This window comes from Flavobacterium anhuiense (assembly GCF_001705175.1).
In the GTDB taxonomy this organism is placed as follows: domain Bacteria; phylum Bacteroidota; class Bacteroidia; order Flavobacteriales; family Flavobacteriaceae; genus Flavobacterium; species Flavobacterium anhuiense.
Genome location: NZ_CP016907.1, coordinates 3221883 through 3240468, shown reverse-complemented (window position 1 = coordinate 3240468; position 18586 = coordinate 3221883). Strand labels below are relative to the sequence as shown.

The 18586-nt window shown below is 34.6% G+C and carries 10 protein-coding genes and 1 tRNA gene; 7 read left to right on the top strand and 4 right to left on the bottom strand.

Translation table 11 applies throughout. The features are described from left to right. Window positions 1–33: 33 nt before the first annotated feature. Both BB050_RS14175 and ypfJ read left to right on the top strand, forming a co-directional pair. Window positions 34–4086, top strand: coding sequence for a PAS domain S-box protein (locus BB050_RS14175; RefSeq protein WP_066033992.1), 4053 nt, complete (start codon window positions 34–36; stop codon window positions 4084–4086). A 144-nt stretch (window positions 4087–4230) separates the two neighbouring features. After that, window positions 4231–5085 carry a KPN_02809 family neutral zinc metallopeptidase gene (ypfJ, locus tag BB050_RS14170; RefSeq protein ID WP_066033991.1) on the top strand — a complete coding sequence of 285 codons (855 nt, stop codon included), beginning with the start codon at window positions 4231–4233 and terminating at the stop codon, window positions 5083–5085. Window positions 5086–5322: 237 nt separating this feature from the next. On the opposite strand, the gene BB050_RS14165 is transcribed toward ypfJ, so the two are convergent. The 4 genes from BB050_RS14165 to BB050_RS14150 form a co-directional block, all read right to left on the bottom strand. Further along, window positions 5323–5396 (bottom strand) — tRNA-His (locus BB050_RS14165). Window positions 5397–5475: 79 nt separating this feature from the next. Continuing rightward, window positions 5476–6192 carry a bacillithiol biosynthesis deacetylase BshB1 gene (bshB1, locus tag BB050_RS14160; protein ID WP_066033990.1) on the bottom strand — a complete coding sequence of 239 codons (717 nt, stop codon included), beginning with the start codon at window positions 6190–6192 and terminating at the stop codon, window positions 5476–5478. A gap of 81 nt (window positions 6193–6273) precedes the next feature. Further along, window positions 6274–7350, bottom strand: coding sequence for a chorismate-binding protein (locus BB050_RS14155; protein WP_066033989.1), 1077 nt, complete (start codon window positions 7348–7350; stop codon window positions 6274–6276). Between the two features lie 3 nt (window positions 7351–7353). Next, entirely contained in the window at window positions 7354–7785 is a 432-nt protein-coding gene (locus BB050_RS14150; protein WP_012026684.1) for a PaaI family thioesterase, read from the bottom strand. A 266-nt stretch (window positions 7786–8051) separates the two neighbouring features. Here BB050_RS14150 and BB050_RS14145 point away from each other — a divergent pair, with 266 nt between their 5' ends. The 5 genes from BB050_RS14145 (at window position 8052) to BB050_RS14120 (ending at window position 18466) form a co-directional block, all read left to right on the top strand. Then, window positions 8052–9566: a hypothetical protein gene (locus BB050_RS14145; protein ID WP_066033988.1), complete on the top strand. Its 1515-nt coding sequence runs from the start codon at window positions 8052–8054 to the stop codon at window positions 9564–9566. A gap of 365 nt (window positions 9567–9931) precedes the next feature. Continuing rightward, the gene (locus BB050_RS14140; protein WP_066033987.1) at window positions 9932–11776 is read left to right on the top strand and encodes an endonuclease; all 1845 of its coding nucleotides are present in this window, start codon (window positions 9932–9934) and stop codon (window positions 11774–11776) included. A 386-nt stretch (window positions 11777–12162) separates the two neighbouring features. After that, a complete protein-coding gene (gene purL / locus BB050_RS14130) occupies window positions 12163–15816 on the top strand; it encodes a phosphoribosylformylglycinamidine synthase (protein WP_066033985.1) in 3654 nt (1217 codons plus the stop codon). A gap of 259 nt (window positions 15817–16075) precedes the next feature. Next, window positions 16076–16510: a hypothetical protein gene (locus tag BB050_RS14125; protein ID WP_066033984.1), complete on the top strand. Its 435-nt coding sequence runs from the start codon at window positions 16076–16078 to the stop codon at window positions 16508–16510. Window positions 16511–16687: 177 nt separating this feature from the next. After that, on the top strand, window positions 16688–18466 hold the full coding sequence (locus BB050_RS14120) for an AMP-dependent synthetase/ligase (protein WP_066033983.1): 1779 nt from the start codon (window positions 16688–16690) through the stop codon (window positions 18464–18466). Window positions 18467–18586: the final 120 nt, after the last annotated feature.

Below are 18586 nucleotides of genomic sequence, written 5' to 3'. Positions count from 1 at the left end.
ACGCTATTTACTTAACCAACATACCCAAATTCTATGGCCGCAAACTGTAGTTTTTTCAATTCGGTTATCTCAGGAATTTCTGCCAGCGGAAGTGCCTTTGAGTCAATTATGACCGGATGGTATGTGTTTAATTCTGATATCATTTATTACAACAATCATAAACTTGTTGTTTTAGGATTATCGCTTATTGCCTTTCTTTCGCTCTTAGTTTACCAGTTTTTTAAAATTAAAGCTAAAATTGGATATTTCATTGAAAAAAAGAAAGAGCAGGAAACCGTAAGCAAAGAATACCAGCTTTATATTCTATTTTTCGGTATTGCGGTAATTGTTATCGAAATCATCAATGAAATTTTCAAAATCAGACCCAAAAGCCTTTTAGTGGTAAATGTCCTGATTGGTATTTTTGTTCTGATTATTTACGTGATAACAAACAAAATCAAATGGGTGAGAGATAAAATCCAGCAGATTTTTATTTCCTGTTTTTTTATTTATATCAGTTATGTCGCCTATAATATTGTCACCTTACGAAATGACGTAGTACCTATAATTGTTTTCCTGATCTCATTTTTCTTTTCGTACAACATTCTTAAACCCATAAAAATTTATTGGTCTTTTGTTGGTTTAACATTTACCTTTTTAATTGCTACTTTATTATTTCATCTTATCCCAATAAAGTCTTCTATTTTATTGCTTAATTTCTGCATCCTAATTTTCATTATAAATCAAGTTAAATATGCTGTCTTATTAAACAATCGTGACAATTTTAGGTTTGCAAATGAAATAGTTCACAAAGGCAATTCGCTTACCATAGCCTCAAATCAAAAAAGCGAAATTCTTTTTTGCAGTGAAACCATTACTCCCATTTTAGGATATCTGCCTGATGAAGTGATGGGATTAAAATTCTGGGAGCTAACCGAAGATTCAGAAGAAAAATTAGACCCCATTAAAAACCACGAAAACAAGCTGTACATCAGAAAATTAAAAACAAAAATTGGCGAATACAAATACATCCAATGGAAAGATAAAAAGTTCTCAGAAGATTTAATAATTAGTATTGGGCAAGATGTTACAGAGCAGATTATCGTTCAAGACCAGTACAAAAATCTAATTCAGACCGCAACCGATATTATTTTTGAAATTGATGCAGAAGGATATTTTACTTTTATGAATGAATTTGGTTTTTCGATTCTTGGTTACACTGAAAATGAAATCATTAAAAAACATTATTCCAATTTTATTCACGAACATTATATTACCAGTGCTGTAGATTTTTATGAAAATTTAGTGCTGAATGAAAATAATTATCCGATTATCGAAATTCCAGTCCTGAAGAAAAATGGCGAAGAAGTATGGATTTCGCAAAAGATCATTGTACGTAAAAATGATTTAGGATTAACGACTGGTTTTTCTGGCATTGCAAGAGATATTACTGAAAAAAAGAATATCGAAAATGAGAAAAAAAAGCGTCTTAAAAAAATTGAAGCTTACAATAATTCGACCAAAAAATTATCGACTACGGACTTTAGCAAATACAATGAATTAAACACCATTATTGATTTAATACTAAAAGAAGCAGCCACAATTAGCGACGTCAATCGTGTAAGTTTTTGGAAATATGACAACGATCTCATTACCTGTAAAAATCTTTTTAGCCTTGACAATCAAAGCTTAAACGATAAAAGCATTTTGAAGAAAGAGTCCTATCCTATTTATTTTGAAACACTGAACAACAAAGCGATTATAAATGCTCCAGATGTATTCAACAAATTAGAAACATCTGAATTTCAAAAACTTTACTTTACAAAAAACAACATAAAATCGATGTTGGATGTTCCTATTTTCCTAACGGGACAATTGGCAGGTGTGGTCTGCTTTGAAAGCACCGAACAAAAACGCGAATGGGATAATGAAGACATTAATTATGCGAGAACTATCTCAGATGTAATTTCGCTTGCCATTTCTTCACAAATGCGATTGGAAGCAGAAAGAAAATTACAGCTTAAAAGCCAGCTTTTGTCTGCACTTTCTTTATGTACCGAAAAATTCCTGCTAAGCAAAACCACACATCAGATGTTTGAGGAAACCTACAACATTATTGGAAAAGCAGCCAAAGTAGATCATATGTATTACTACGAAAAAGATGCCATTTACAATACTGTAAGCCAAAAATACAAATGGTCTCGCGAAGGGGTTATACATCAGATTACGCCATTGCGCTCCATGACCGAAGAAAATCTGCGAGAGATTTATGATGCGGCATCACAGAGAAAAATCCTAAATACGCTAACTCGAAATCTTAATGACAGTTTTTTCAAAAAGCTTCTGATCGATAACGAAATTCAGTCAATTTTAATTTTACCGATTTACATAAATGATATTTTTACTGGTTTCATTGGTTTTGATGATTGTACGACGGAAAGAAAATGGTCTGAAGACGAAATTAATATCTTTCAGGTTTTGGCCAATAATATTTCGTCTGCATTAGAAAGAAACCGAAATGAAACTAAAATTATCGAAAGTGAAGAAAAATTCAAATTGATTGCCAACAACATTCCTGGAACGGTGTATTTATCGAAATTTGATGCTTTCTCAACCAAAATATTCTTAAACGACGAGGTTTCGAACCTTACTGGATATTCAAAATCTGAATTTATTGAAAATAATTTGTCTTTTCTATCGTTAATTCATCCTGAAGACAAAGAAGAAGTAATTAACAATCAAATCGATAATCTCCAAAACGGAATGCCTTTGCATAATGTATACCGCATTAAGCGCAAGAGTGGCGAGTATATTTGGATAGAAGAATTTGGAGACGTAATTAAGCGAGATGATGAAATTGAATTTGTTGGCGGAATCTATTTTGATATTACAAGCAAAAAAGAAATCGAAGACGCTATAAAAGCCAAACAATTGGCCGAAGCAGCAAACAAATCAAAATCTGACTTTTTAGCCAATATGTCGCATGAAATTAGAACTCCTCTAAACGGAATTATTGGTTTTACACATCTATTAATGAAAACAGATTTAGAGGAAATTCAAGAAAAATATATGACGACAATTAACCAATCGGCTCATTCTCTTCTTGAAATTATTAATGACATTTTAGATTTCTCAAAAATTGAAGCTGGAAAATTAGAGCTCTTTATTGATTTATATGATCTCAAAAAAATCTTAGGGCAAGTTTTTGATTTAATTGTCTACGAATCCAATAAGAAGAATCTCGAACTTGAATTGAATATTGATCCTGAAGTTCCAAAATATATCTGGACCGATATTGTCCGTCTGAAACAGATTTTGATTAATCTGCTTTCTAATGCGGTTAAATTTACAATTGAAGGTTCCATCAAATTAAATGTTTCCGTTTTAGAAAAAAAACACAACAACAACTGCGTGATTCGCTTTGCTGTAATCGATACAGGCATTGGCATTTTGGAAAAAAATCAACAGAAGATTTTCAAAGCCTTTTCTCAGGAAGACAGCTCTACGACTAGAAAATTTGGAGGAACTGGACTTGGTTTAACCATATCCAATCAATTATTAGCTTTAATGGAAAGCCGTTTACAGCTAGAAAGCAAAATTGATGAAGGAAGCACTTTTTTCTTTGATCTTAATTTAAAAACGAGTAACCAAAGCATTAATGACAAATACAATGCAGAACTTAAAAGTTTAAATATCAATCTTGATTCTGATGAAATTGAAACAAACGGCAGCAATATTACTTTTCTAATTGTTGAAGACAACAAAGTAAACATGCTTCTTCTTAAGACCATTATAAAAAATCTTTACAACAACGCTTTTATTTTCGAATGTGAAAACGGTTATGAAGCCATTCAGCAATTTGAACAAATTAATCCAACCATAATTTTTATGGATATTCAGATGCCGATTATGAATGGATATGAAACTGCCAAGGCAATCAGAAATACTAAAAAAGGGCGAGATGTTCCAATAATTGCTGTTACCGCAGGTGCAGAAAAAGAAGAACGCAACAAATGTATTTCTGCTGGAATGGACGATTACATTTCTAAACCAATTATGAAAGGAAGTGTTGAAGAAGCCTTAATTAAATGGCTAGGTAATTTTTAGTTTTCAGTCTGTGTCGCAGTTTTCAGTTTCTAAGCGTTTTGCTGAGGCTGAAAACTAAACAAAACACTTCAATAGTAAAATTTATCATAAAAAATCTATAAATTCGTACAACGTTTCAAACAAAAAATAAAAAAACAATTCAATATGAAGTGGCAAGGCAGAAGACAAAGTGATAATGTCGAAGACAGAAGATCAATTTCCGGCGGAGGCAAAGCAATAATTGGCGGTGGAGTTATCGGAATCATCGTTTTACTGCTTAATCTTTTTGGCGGTGAAACGGGTCAGCAAATAGCGCCTATTTTAGAACAAATGCAAGGCGGTCAAGGTCAGCAGACAGAAGCTGCAGCTCCTTTAAGCAAGGACGATGAGGAAATGGGAGCATTTGTAAAGACTATGCTGGCTTATAATGAAGACACATGGACTAAAATTTTCGCAGAACATGGAATGACTTACGAAAAACCAAAATTAGTCTTATTTAAAAACTCCACTCAAACTGCATGTGGAGGCGCATCATCTGCCTCTGGACCTTTTTACTGCCCCGCTGATCGCAAAGTATATATGGACTTGGCTTTTTTTGAAGAACTAAAAACCAAATTTGGTGCAAAAGGAGGCGATTTTGCGATTGCATACGTTATCGCGCATGAAATTGGTCATCATATTCAAACCTTATTAGGAACGTCTTCTAAAATGCGTCAAATGCAGCAGGGAAAAAGCGACGCCGAAGCCAATAAATTATCTGTAGCCTTAGAATTACAAGCTGATTTTTATGCTGGCGTTTGGGCACATGATAACCAGAAAGATCTTGACGTTGGAGATATTGAAGAAGCTCTAAGTGCCGCGAATGCTGTCGGAGACGATGCCATTCAAAGCAAAATGCAAGGACACGTTGTTCCCGATTCTTTTACACACGGCACTTCAGAACAAAGAATGTATTGGTTTAAAAAAGGTTATAAAACAGGTGACATTACACAAGGCACTACATTTGAAGAAATTCGATAATACATAAACCAAATATAATAACCACAAGAAAAGCCCAACTTGCAAGTTGGGCTTTTTTAATTTCCAATATTCTAAAACCCAAACTCCAAACTCTTTGAGATTAGATACAAAATAAAAAATTCCAAATTTCAAACTGTAGTGAGTTGGAATTTGGAATTTCAAAAATTGGAATTTCACTTTTTTAGTTTTCGTCAGAAAACAAAAAAAGCCTTGAATTTCTTCAAGGCTTTAAATCTGGGTGGCTGACCGGGTTCGAACCGGCGACCCGCGGCACCACAAACCGCTACTCTAACCAGCTGAGCTACAACCACCATTTTTCTGCTTAGCGAGTGCAAATATAGAACAAAGGTTGAGTTCTACAAAGAAAAAAATGAAAAATTTTTATAAAAATTAAATCAAATTTTCTAAGCTATTGACAGCCAAACATCTTTCAACTGTAAAACCTTCTGCAAAATCTTTCCCAACTAGTCTTCCTAGGTCTTTCGCACGATAATTTAGGCTTTCAAAAAAGTTTTTACTGGTAATTGGCGTTGCAGGTTCATTCGAATTAGGATCATAAAATTGAGTTTTGTAAGCCATAATCGCTTCCACTTTCTTTTCTTCAAAACCTGTAATATCCACAACGAAGTCTGGGGTAATGTTTTTCCATTGAATATAATGATACACTACTTTTGGTCTCCAAGCTTCTTGTGCCTCGCCATCAATCGAAGTTTCGATTTTCATCAAACCAGACAAAAAGCAAGCATCAGAAACGAGTTTGCTTCCTCTTCCGTGATCAATGTGGCGATCGTCAATTGCATTGCATAAAACAATCTCAGGTTTATATTTACGAATCATTTTAATGACCTCTAATTGATGCTTTTCGTCATTTACAAAAAAACCATCACGCATGCGTAAATTTTCACGTACAACGACTCCTAAAATTTTCGCTGCATCTTTTGCTTCCTGATCTCTAGTTTCCGCAGTTCCACGAGTTCCCAGCTCACCACGAGTTAAATCTACAATACCTACTTTTTTACCAAGTGATACTTCTTTTAAAATGGTTCCGGCACAACCCAATTCTACATCGTCTGGATGCGCGCCAAAGGCTAATATGTCTAGTTTCATAATTTTCAATATCAATGTCAAAATTCAATTTCAATTACAATTCTGAAAATCAAAATTGATCTTTTGTCTATTTTCTTTATTCTATTCTCTTTTTTCTTTTTTCAGTACTCTTTTCATCGTCATTGATTTGTTGACGCTTTCTTCCCATTCTTTTTCCGGAACGCTTTCTTTTGTGATGCCGCAACCCATATACAGAATTGCTTTTTCTTCCTGAATCTGCATGCATCGTAAATTTACAAATAAATCAGAACTTGCATTATTTCCTGCAAATGTGCTGTTTAATTCGCCTAAGAAACCCGTATAGAAAGTTCTATCGTAATTTTCGTTTTCCAAAATAAATGCTTTAGATTTCTTTTTAGGAAGTCCGCAAACAGCTGGCGTAGGATGCAAAGTATCGATAACTTCTTCTAAAGTTGAATTATCTTTTAAAACACCCGAAATTTCCGTTTTAATATGCCAAATCGATCCTGCTTTCAAACTATAAGGTTCAGAAACTACAACCGAAGCCGTAAATTCTCGAAGGCGTTTTACAATAAAATCAGTCACAAATTGCTGTTCGTCTTTTTCTTTCTGCTGCCAAACAATTTCCGTTTGCAGATTATCTTTCTGTGTTCCCGCCAAAGCCATGGTTTCAAAAACATTTCCGTTTGCTTTTAGCAGTTTTTCTGGTGTGGCTCCCATCCAAAGCCCTATTTTTGGGTGAAAGAAGCAATAACAAAAAGTGGCTGGATATAACTGAACCAAGTGCTGAAAAGTTTCAATACAATCAAATTCAGCCAAAGGCACTTCTTCACTTCTTGATAAAACTACTTTTTTGAATTCTTCATTTTTGATGGCCTGAATTCCCTGAGCTACTAAATATTCATATTGAAATTTAGCTTCAGAATCAAAACTCAAATCATCAATTTCTATTGGAGCAAATGAGGTTTCTTCTTTATTAGCAGTAATAACTTCCGATTCATTTTCTGGAATTAGGATCAATTGTTTTTCATCAAAAGAAGCAAAAACAAATCCTTTTTCGCTGTAATCAGAAACCGTATTTAAATTATTGTTTTGCTGTAAAATCCCAATGTAGTTTTCTGAATTGGGTTTTGAATAAAGCACAAAGGGTAAATTTTGTTCTTTATGATTTTTAATTTTTAAGAAAAATGCATTCATAATCTATTCACTTTTCTTTCTATCCAAAACCATATTCGTCAATTTGCAAAGCGAAACCAAATTACCTTCTTCATCGGTAATCTTAATTTCCCAAAGATGAAGGCTTCTTCCTTTGTGGATAATTCTGGCTGTTCCGAAAACATAACCTTCACGAATACTTTTTAGATGATTTGCCGAGATTTCAATGCCTCTTACCTCCTGCTCTTTCGGATTGATAAAAAAGAAAGAAGCTGCACTGCCAACACTTTCCGCTAAAGCTACAGAAGCACCTCCGTGCAATAACCCCATTGGCTGGTGAACGCTTGGATTTACAGGCATTTTTGCAGTTAAAAAATCTTCTCCGGCGTCGATATATTCAATTTTCAGCGTTTCCATTAATGTGTTTTTAGAAAACTCATTACAGCGCGCTAAAATCTGCTCTTTTGTATAATTCATTAAAATAAACTTTAAAAACGTAAAATTAAAGAAAGATAAGACACAAATCGAAAAATCGGATTCTAAAATTAAAAATCAATTATGAACTTGTCAGTTTTTTGCTATTTTTACAAAAACAATCCAAATCAATCTTTGGCTTTTTGCCATTCCCGATAGCTATCGGGATACACAGATTGAAAAGGTTTTTTATCTACAATTTATTCGTCACTAATTCACGAATTATTTCAAATAAAAATTCGTGAATTAGTGGCTAAAAAAGAAATTAAATGCGTCAATACTTTGCACTCTTCATTTTCGGAATAATTATAACTTTCAGTTCTTGCCGAACTGACTTTGATACCGTTGCCAGCACAGGAGATTTAAAGTTCTCAAAAGACACGGTTTATTTGGATACTGTTTTTAAAAATATTGGCTCAAGCACGTATCAATTAAAAGTTTACAACCAAAGTAAAAATGACATTTCGATTCCGATTGTGCAATTTAAAAAAGGTTTGAATTCTAAATATAGAATGACTGTTGATGGAATGACGGGCAACAACGGGAAAATTTTTCAAAATGTTACACTTTTAGCAAAAGACAGTTTGTACATTTTTATAGAGACAACGGCAGATATCACAAACGCAAATCCTGATGATTTTTTATATACAGACGAAATTCAATTTGACAGCGGAGCCAATCTGCAAGAAGTGGCGCTGGTTACTTTAATTCAAGACGCTGTTTTTTTATATCCAAATCAAAATCCTGACGGAACCAAAGAAAAAATCAAAATTGACGGAAAAGATGTTGACGGATTTTATTTAAATGAAAATGATCCTACAAACGGAAATGAGCTTCTTTTTACAAATGACAAACCGTACGTTATTTATGGTTATGCTGGAGTTCCAGAAGATAAAACCGTGATTTTTGAAGCCGGCACAAGAGTTCATTTTCACGCTAATTCTGGTTTGTATGTTAGCAAAAATGCTTCTCTAGAAATAAATGGAACAGCTTCAACAAGTGATAAATTAGAAAACGAAGTTATTTTTGAAGGCGATCGTTTAGAATCGCTTTATTCTGACATTCCAGGACAATGGAAATCGGTTATTTTTGAAAAAGGGAGCGCCGATCATTCGATTAATCATTTGACTTTAAAAAATGCTGTTATTGGTTTAGATTTTAGAAGTCCTTCAAACACAATAGAAATTAAAAACTCGCAGATTTACAATTGTGCTGAATACGGAATTTCGGCTCAAAATGCTCAAATTGTCGGAGAAAATATAGTGATTAATTATGCTGGACTATCAAGCTTGGCTTGCGTTTATGGGGGAAACTATCAATTCACGCATTGCACTTTCAACAATAGTTGGCCTACAGCTTCACAATTTTCTGTGAGCTTAAGCAATTCTTTGGCTGGAGCAACGCCAGAAACCAATCCGTTGACACAGGCTACTTTCAACAATTGCATTATTTACGGCTCAAATACCAACGAATTTAATTTGAGCAAAAATACTAACACGCCATTTGTTTATCAGTTAAACAATTGTCTTTTAAAATTCAGCAGTTCGACAACAAACCCAGATTATCAGTTCAAAACTGATACGGAACATTATAACAACATTATTCTGAATGAAAATCCGAAGTTTTATAATGTTTCTCAGAATAAGTTTAATATTGATAAAACTTCTGCCGCTTTCGCGAAAGGGAATCAGGCCTATATAATTCCAACAGATATTTTAGAAATTACAAGAACTTCTCCACCAGATTTGGGAGCTTATCAGAGTCAGGATTTCCCGAAGAAATAGTTTTTAATCTCGTAAAGGTGCGAAGGCGCAAAGATATTTTCTCATTTTTGTCATTTCGACGAAGGAGAAATCTCCACTAGAAGCTCGACAAAGATTGGATTTTCGTTACGGAGTTACTTGCGAAGATTTCTCCTTCGTCGAAATGACAAACAGGATTTGCAATCAATAATTGCCTTAAAAAAATCTTCGTGCCTTAGGCCTTCGCGGCAAACAAAAAAAACATCGTAAGAAAATATATCTAAAATTAAACATCGCTTAACTCATTGCTTTCATAAAAATAGTAGATTTGTTACAACACATTTTTAAAAACTTAATAATCAGGTTTTTAAAATTATCTTCTAAACCAAATCTTAAAACTATTAATTATGAAGAAAAACTACTTTTTACTGTTATTGATGTTTACTGCAATTGGTTTTGCTCAAATTCCGTCAGGATATTACAGCACTGCAACGGGAACGGGCTACACTTTAAAAACTCAATTGTACAATATTATAAAAGGCCATACAGATAACGGTTATGCTGGATTGTACACCACTTACCAAACTTCTGACGTTGATAATTTCTATGAAAACGACGGAACCATATTAGACATGTATTCTGAAAATCCATCAGGAACAGATCCTTACACTTACACAACGGGAACCACTCAAAGATGCGGGAATTATTCTGTAGAAGGAGATTGCTATAATAGAGAACATATTATTCCACAATCCGTTTTTAGCGAGCAGTCACCAATGGTTTCCGATGCGCATTTCATAACTCCAACTGATGGAAAAGTAAACGGAATACGTTCCAATTATCCGCACGGAAATGTAAGTTCCGCAACCTATACTTCTCAAAACGGAAGCAAATTAGGATCAAGTGCAGTTTCGGGTTATTCGGGGACTGTTTTCGAGCCAATCAATGACTTTAAAGGCGATATTGCCAGAATGTATTTCTATTTTGCAACTCGATACGAAAACACAGTTGCGGGTTATTCTTATGCTATGTTTAATGGCACTAGCAATCAAGTTTTTACAACCGCTTTCTTAAATCTGCTTTTAGCTTGGCATACACAAGATCCTGTGAGTGCAAGAGAAATCGCTAGAAATAATGCCATTTATACTCGTCAAAACAATCGAAATCCCTTTATCGATCATCCCGAATATGTAAATCAAATTTGGGGCGGAACACCTTCTGGAGATACTCAGGCGCCAACTGCACCAACGAGCTTGGCTTCAACATCAAAAACAGCCACTTCAATTACGCTTTCGTGGACAGCTTCTACAGATAATGTAGCAGTTACGGGTTATGATGTTTATGCCAATAGTGTTTTAAAAACAACGGTTTCTAGTACAACTGCAACAATTACAGGTTTGACTGCTTCAACGGCTTACTCCATTTATGTAAAAGCAAAAGATGCTGCTGGAAATGCTTCTGCGTCGAGCAATACGATTTCAGCTACAACCAACAGCAGCGGAACAGGAACTGCAACCGACCTTCTCTTCTCTGAATATATTGAAGGTTCTGGAAACAACAAAGCTTTAGAAATTGCAAACAATACTGGAGCTTCTGTTAATCTGTCTGCTTATACAATTAAAAAACAAACAAACGGCGCAGGTTCTTGGAGTACAGGTTTAGCTTTAAGCGGCACTTTAGCAACTGGAAGTAAATTTGTAATTGTAAACAGTTCAATGTCATCAAGCTGTTTTTCTACAAGCGCGGCCAATATTTCAACAACTGCAACCGAACTTACTTTTAACGGAAATGATGCTGTAGGTTTATTCAAAAATGGCGTTTTAATTGATATTATCGGAACTTTCAATGGTGGAACAGCCAATTTTGCGATAGATGTTACTTTAAGAAGAAAATCGACTGTGACTTCTCCAAGCACGACATTCAATTTAAGCGCACAATGGGATTCCTATTCACAAGACACTTGCAACAATTTAGCCAGCAAAATGGTTCAGGCTGCTGAAATCGAAGAAGAAATTGTTTCAGACGAAATCGTAATTTATCCAAATCCTTCTAATGGAAGTTTCAATATTAATCCAGGCAATGTAGATAATCCTTATTCAGTTGAAATTTTTTCATTGTCTGGTCAGAAAGTATTCGAAAAACAAAACACAACTTTCCCAGAAGTTTCTGTACGTAATCTTCCAACTGGAATCTATATTATTAAAATTATAAAAGGAGAAAAAATAGCTTTTAAAAAGGTCATTATTAATTAAAAATTAGATTTTCATCAACCAAAAAAGCGGCAAATTGCCGCTTTTTTCATAACCTCTGAAAGATTTTTCTTTAGAAACGTATTTTTCATCACTTTCTGCATTTCGTAAATTTTGCAAATCTGCGCAATTGCAAACTTCAAAATTGTGCCGTTTTATTTTTGATTTTTTCCTTTCTAAAAGTTTAATATTACAGAACATATCAAAAAAGAAATTTTACTAAAACATTAAATTTCTCGAAAGACCGAAACCTCTTGATATTGCGTCTTTTTGGTAGAAAAAATGCAAGAAAAAAGCAATTTCATTTTTTTTGAAAAGAGATGGTTTTCAAATTTGCGCTTACTATTTATTTACATTAAATTTGCAGCTCAATACAACAAACTACACAAATGATCCATTTCTTTGAAAACCAAAGCAAAACTGTTTTTGCCGTACAAACGCAAAACGAAATTTCAGCTCAAGACATTTCAAAATTAAACTGGCTTTTTGCCGACGCAAACAAGATCGAAAAATCTGCATTGACAGGATTTTTTGTTGGTCCACGCGCCACTATGATCACACCTTGGAGTACAAATGCTGTAGAAATTACTCAAAACATGGGTATTTCTGGCATTATCAGAATCGAAGAATTTCATCCTGCAACGGAAGATTTTACTGATTTTGACCCAATGCTTTCTCAAAAATTCAACGAATTAGATCAAGAAATCTTCACTATCAACATTCAGCCAGAACCAATTCTGGAAATTGATGATATTGCCACTTACAACAAAGTTGAAGGTTTAGCTTTAAGCGAAGAAGAAGTAGAATACTTAAACAATCTTTCGACTAAACTAGGAAGAAAATTAACTGATTCTGAGATTTTTGCTTTCTCTCAAGCCAACTCAGAGCACTGCCGTCACAAAATTTTCAACGGAACATTTGTGATCGATGGTGAAGAAAAAGAAACTTCTCTTTTCAAATTAATCAAAAAAACATCTCAGGAAAACCCTAACGATATTGTTTCTGCTTACAAAGACAACGTTGCTTTTGTAAAAGGGCCAAAAGTGCAACAATTTGCACCAAAATCGGCTGATAAACCTGATTTTTACGAAATAAAAGAATTTGATTCTGTAATCTCACTAAAAGCAGAAACACACAATTTCCCAACCACAGTTGAGCCTTTCAACGGAGCTGCAACAGGTTCTGGAGGTGAAATTCGTGACCGTTTAGCTGGAGGTCAAGGATCATTGCCATTAGCTGGAACTGCAGTTTACATGACTTCATATTCTCGTTTGAACGATGATAGAAAATGGGAAAATGCAGTTGAAGAAAGAAAATGGTTGTACCAAACACCAATGGATATCTTGATCAAAGCTTCAAACGGAGCTTCTGATTTTGGAAATAAATTCGGTCAGCCGCTTATTACAGGTTCTGTTTTAACTTTCGAACACGAAGAAGAAAACAGAAAAATTGGTTACGATAAAGTAATCATGCAAGCAGGTGGAATTGGTTACGGAAAATTAGATCAATCTATCAAACACAAACCAAAAGAAGGCGATAAAATCGTTATTCTTGGAGGTGAAAACTATAGAATCGGAATGGGTGGAGCAGCGGTTTCTTCTGCAGATACTGGAGCTTTTGGTTCAGGAATCGAATTAAATGCCATTCAGCGTTCAAACCCAGAAATGCAAAAACGTGCTGCCAATGCCATTCGTGGTTTGGTAGAAAGCGACAATAACCCAATTGTTTCTATTCACGATCACGGTGCGGGTGGACACTTAAACTGTCTTTCTGAATTGGTTGAAGAAACTGGAGGTTTGATCGATTTAGACAAATTACCAGTTGGAGACCCTACTCTTTCTGCAAAAGAAATTATCGGTAACGAATCTCAAGAAAGAATGGGATTGGTTATTGGTCAAAAAGATATCGATACATTACAAAGAATTGCCGACAGAGAGCGTTCTCCAATGTATGAAGTTGGAGATGTTACGGGAGATCACCGTTTTACTTTCCAATCAAAAACTAACGGTTCAAAACCGATGGATTATGCTTTAGAAGATTTCTTCGGAAGTTCTCCAAAAACGGTTATGACTGATACTACTGTGGATAGAAAATATGCTGACGTTGCTTACAACGCTGCAGATTTCGAAAGCTATTTAAAAGACGTTTTACGTTTAGAGGCTGTTGCTTCAAAAGACTGGTTAACAAACAAAGTTGACCGTTGCGTTGGAGGAAAAGTAGCAAAACAGCAAAATGCAGGTCCGTTACAATTGCCTTTAAATAACGTTGGAGTTATGGCTCTTGATTATTTAGGCAAAGAAGGTATTGCAACTTCTATCGGTCACGCTCCTATTGCTGCTTTGGTTGATCCAGTTGCTGGATCTAGAAATGCTATTGCAGAATCGTTATCAAATATTATCTGGGCTCCAATCAAAGATCAGCTAAAAGGAGTTTCGTTATCGGCAAACTGGATGTGGGCTTGTAAAAACGAAGGCGAAGACGCTCGTTTATACGAAGCTGTACAAGGATGTTCAGATTTTGCAATTGAATTGGGAATCAATATTCCGACAGGAAAAGATTCGCTTTCAATGAAACAAAAATATCCAAATGATGAAGTAATTGCTCCAGGAACGGTTATTATTTCAGCTGCTGGAAACTGTACCAATATCAGAAAAGTGGTTGAGCCAGTTTTACAGAAAAACGGAGATTCAATCTATTACATCAATTTGTCTCAGGACGATTTCAAATTGGGAGGTTCTTCTTTTGCACAAATAAGAAATGCAATCGGAAACGAAACTTGTACCATTAAAGATGCTTCTTTCTTCAAAAATGCATTTAATACAGTTCAGGAATTAATCGGCGAAAGCCAAATTTTAGCAGGTCACGATATCGGAAGCGGTGGTTTAATCACAACTTTATTAGAATTGTGTTTTGCTGATGTAAATCTTGGAGCTAAAATTGATTTCAGCGCTTTCGCAGAAAAAGACTTATTGAAAATCCTTTTCGCAGAAAACATCGGAATCGTTTTCCAAGCTAAATCTGATGCAACTGTTGAAGCTAAATTGAAAGCTAACAATATCGAATTCTTCAAAATCGGTTCTGTAACTTCTACAGCTACTTTAGAAGTTGGAAATTGGAAATTGGACATCCCAACTTATAGAGACGTTTGGTTTGAAACTTCTTATTTATTAGATCAAAAACAATCTAAAAACGGAAGAGCTCAAGCACGTTTTGAAAACTATAAAAATCAGGTTTTAAATTATACTTTCCCTGCACATTTCACAGGAAAGAAACCAGAAATCGACAATTCTAAACCAAGACCAAAAGCAGCTATTATCCGTGAAAAAGGAAGTAATTCTGAGCGTGAAATGGCAAATGCTATGTACTTGGCAGGTTTTGACGTAAAAGACGTTCACATGACGGATTTAATTTCTGGTCGTGAAACGCTTGAAGATATTCAATTTATTGGAGCTGTTGGTGGATTCTCTAACTCAGACGTTTTAGGTTCTGCTAAAGGTTGGGCTGGAGCTTTCTTATACAACGAAAAAGCAAAAACTGCTTTAGACAATTTCTTCAAAAGAGAAGATACTCTTTCTGTCGGAATCTGTAACGGATGCCAGTTGTTTATGGAATTGGAAGTGATTAATCCAGAGCACGAAGTTCATGGAAAAATGCTTCATAACGAGAGCCAGAAACACGAAAGTATCTTTACTTCTGTAACTGTTCAGGAAAACAATTCGGTTATGTTGTCAACTCTTGCTGGAAGTACTTTAGGAGTTTGGGTTTCTCACGGAGAAGGTAAATTTAAATTGCCTTTAGCAGAAGAAAACTATAACATTGTTTCTAAATATGCTTACGAAGGTTATCCTGCAAACCCAAATGGTTCTGATTACAACACAGCTATGATGTGTGATAAAACAGGAAGACACTTAGTAATGATGCCTCACATTGAGCGTTCTACTTTCCAGTGGAACTGGGCGCATTATCCAAAAGACAGAAATGACGAGGTTACGCCTTGGCACGAAGCTTTTGTCAATGCCAGAAAATGGATTGAGAAAAACTAAAAATATATTTTACCAAAAGCGCCCGAACTTTATCGGGCGTTTTTTTTGTCACAGATTAAAAAGATTATCACAGACTACAGATTTTAAAGAAAAATTACTCGAAAATCAGTTTTCTACGGAGTAAAAACTTACCTAAAACAAATAGTTTCATTCTTGTATTTTTAAGCCTCCATTCTATAAAAAAAATGGATTATATTCGCCCAGAAAAAAATCAGCCACTCGATTTTTTTCAGCCCAAAAACACTTAAACCTACATAGAATGAAATTTTTAAAATTACTTTTTGCTTTCAGCTTATTCTTTGCTGTTACCACTTCACATTCACAAGTTCACGTAGATCAAATTACCCACAATTCTAAGGAACGTTATATTATTACGACTATCGGATATCCAGTTCCGGGAACTTATGCTCCTCTAAATCAAAAACAGCCTATTACAGTTTTAAATCCAGATGGCACAGGTTTTATTCAAGCCGAAGATTTAAGCAAACAAAAAATCAATTGGGGAATAGAATGCACAGAAGAAGGCGTTCCTGTTTTCAAAGAAGGATTTAATAGCGCCTCTTATACTTTCTGGTATAGACCAAATGATAGCGAAGAATGGTATTATTCTCAATTTTCTATTCATTTTGCCAAGAAAAAAATGTTTTTAATGGGAGAAAGAGTAAAAGAATATGAAGATTACAACGTTCAGTAAATAAAAAAAGATACCTTCCCATTAAATATTTCTTCATTTTTGACAAAATTTCCTATCAAAAAGAAAACGTTTTCGTTGATTTTTAATAGTCTCTATAAATTTTCCCATAAAATTTCATTAAATAAAAAATCATACCTAAATTTTATTTAATTTGCAATCAAATTCAATATATTAAACATGGTTTCAATCACACGCCTTTTTGATTTTCCCTATTATCAACAAGAAACTTACAATCTTCCAGTTGCTCTTGCAACCAAAAAAAATGGAGTCTGGGAAAAAACATCTAGCGAGGAATATATTGCAAAAGCAAATGCTATTTCGAGAGCATTATTGCGTATGGGCGTTCAGAAAGATGATAAAATTGCTTTAATTAGTTCAAATAACCGTACTGAGTGGAATATAATGGATATTGGTATTTTGCAGACTGGTGCGCAGAATGTTCCTATTTATCCAACAATTGCAGAAGAAGATTACGAATATATTTTAAACCACAGCGGCAGTATTTATTGCTTTGTTTCTGATGAAGAAGTTTTACAGAAAGTAAATGCAATTAAAGCCAATGTGCCTTCTTTAAAAGAGGTTTATTCTTTTAATGAAATTGCGGGATGCAAACATTGGTCAGATTTACTGGTTTTAGGTGAAGAGAATAGCAATCAAAGCGAAGTTGAAGCCAGAAAAGACAGCATTAAGACTGACGATTTAGCCACAATTATTTATACTTCTGGAACAACAGGAAGACCAAAAGGAGTTATGCTTTCGCACAAAAATATTGTGTCGAATGTTTTAGACAGCTCGCCAAGAATTCCGTTTGATCCAGGAAAAAGCACTGCATTAAGCTTCTTACCTATTTGCCATATTTTTGAAAGAATGATTTTGTACATCTATCAATATTATGGCGTTTCGGTTTATTTTGGAGAATCTATTGACAAAATCAGTGATAACTTAAAAGAAGTACGTCCAACTGTAATTACAGCTGTACCAAGACTTTTAGAGAAAGTTTACGATAAAATTTATGCTAAAGGAGCTGAATTAACAGGAATCAAGAAAAAACTATTCTTCTGGGCTATCGATTTAGGTTTAAAATACGAACCATACGGAGCAAATGGTGCTTGGTATGAATTTCAGTTAAAAATTGCACGCAAATTGATTTTCAGCAAGTGGAAAGAAGGTTTAGGCGGAAATTTAGACTTGATGGTTTCTGGAAGTGCTGCTCTACAGCCACGTTTGACAAGAGTTTTTGCTGCGGCAGAAATTCCGGTTATGGAAGGTTACGGTTTAACTGAAACGTCTCCAGTAATTGCCGTAAACGATCAAAGAAACAGAGGATTTAAAATTGGAACCGTTGGAAAACCAATTCGTAATCTCGAAGTTAAAATTGCCGAGGACGGAGAAATTTTATTAAAAGGCCCGAACGTAATGTTGGGCTATTATAAAGATCCTGAGAAAACTGCAGAAGCTGTTATAGACGGTTATTTCCATACAGGAGATATTGGAGAAATTGACAGCGAAGGTTTCTTAAAAATTACAGATCGTAAAAAAGAAATGTTTAAAACTTCAGGAGGTAAATATATTGCGCCGCAAATGATCGAAAATGCTATGAAACAATCTCGTTTTATTGAGCAGATTATGGTTATTGGCGAAGGTGAAAAAATGCCAGGAGCTTTTATTCAGCCTAACTTTGAGTTTGTAAAAGAATGGGCAAAAATCCATAAAATTACGTTAGGAAATACAGATGCAGAAATTAGTGCAAATCCAGAAGTAATTAAACGCATTGATGAAGAAGTGGAAAGCATCAATAAAAAATTCGGACACTGGGAGCAAGTAAAACGTTTTGAACTTACTCCAGATGTATGGTCTATTGATGGCGGACAACTTACTCCAACTTTAAAACTAAAACGTAAAATTATTAAAGAGATCTATAAAGATCTTTACGCTAAAATCTACGGAAACAATTAATAAATCAGAATAATATAACCAAACGAAAAGGCTGTCTCAATTCAGACAGCCTTTTTTAGTGTCAGAAAACAGGTGTTTTTACTTTAAATACCCAGCCATAAATCCTGTATTTTAGCTTAT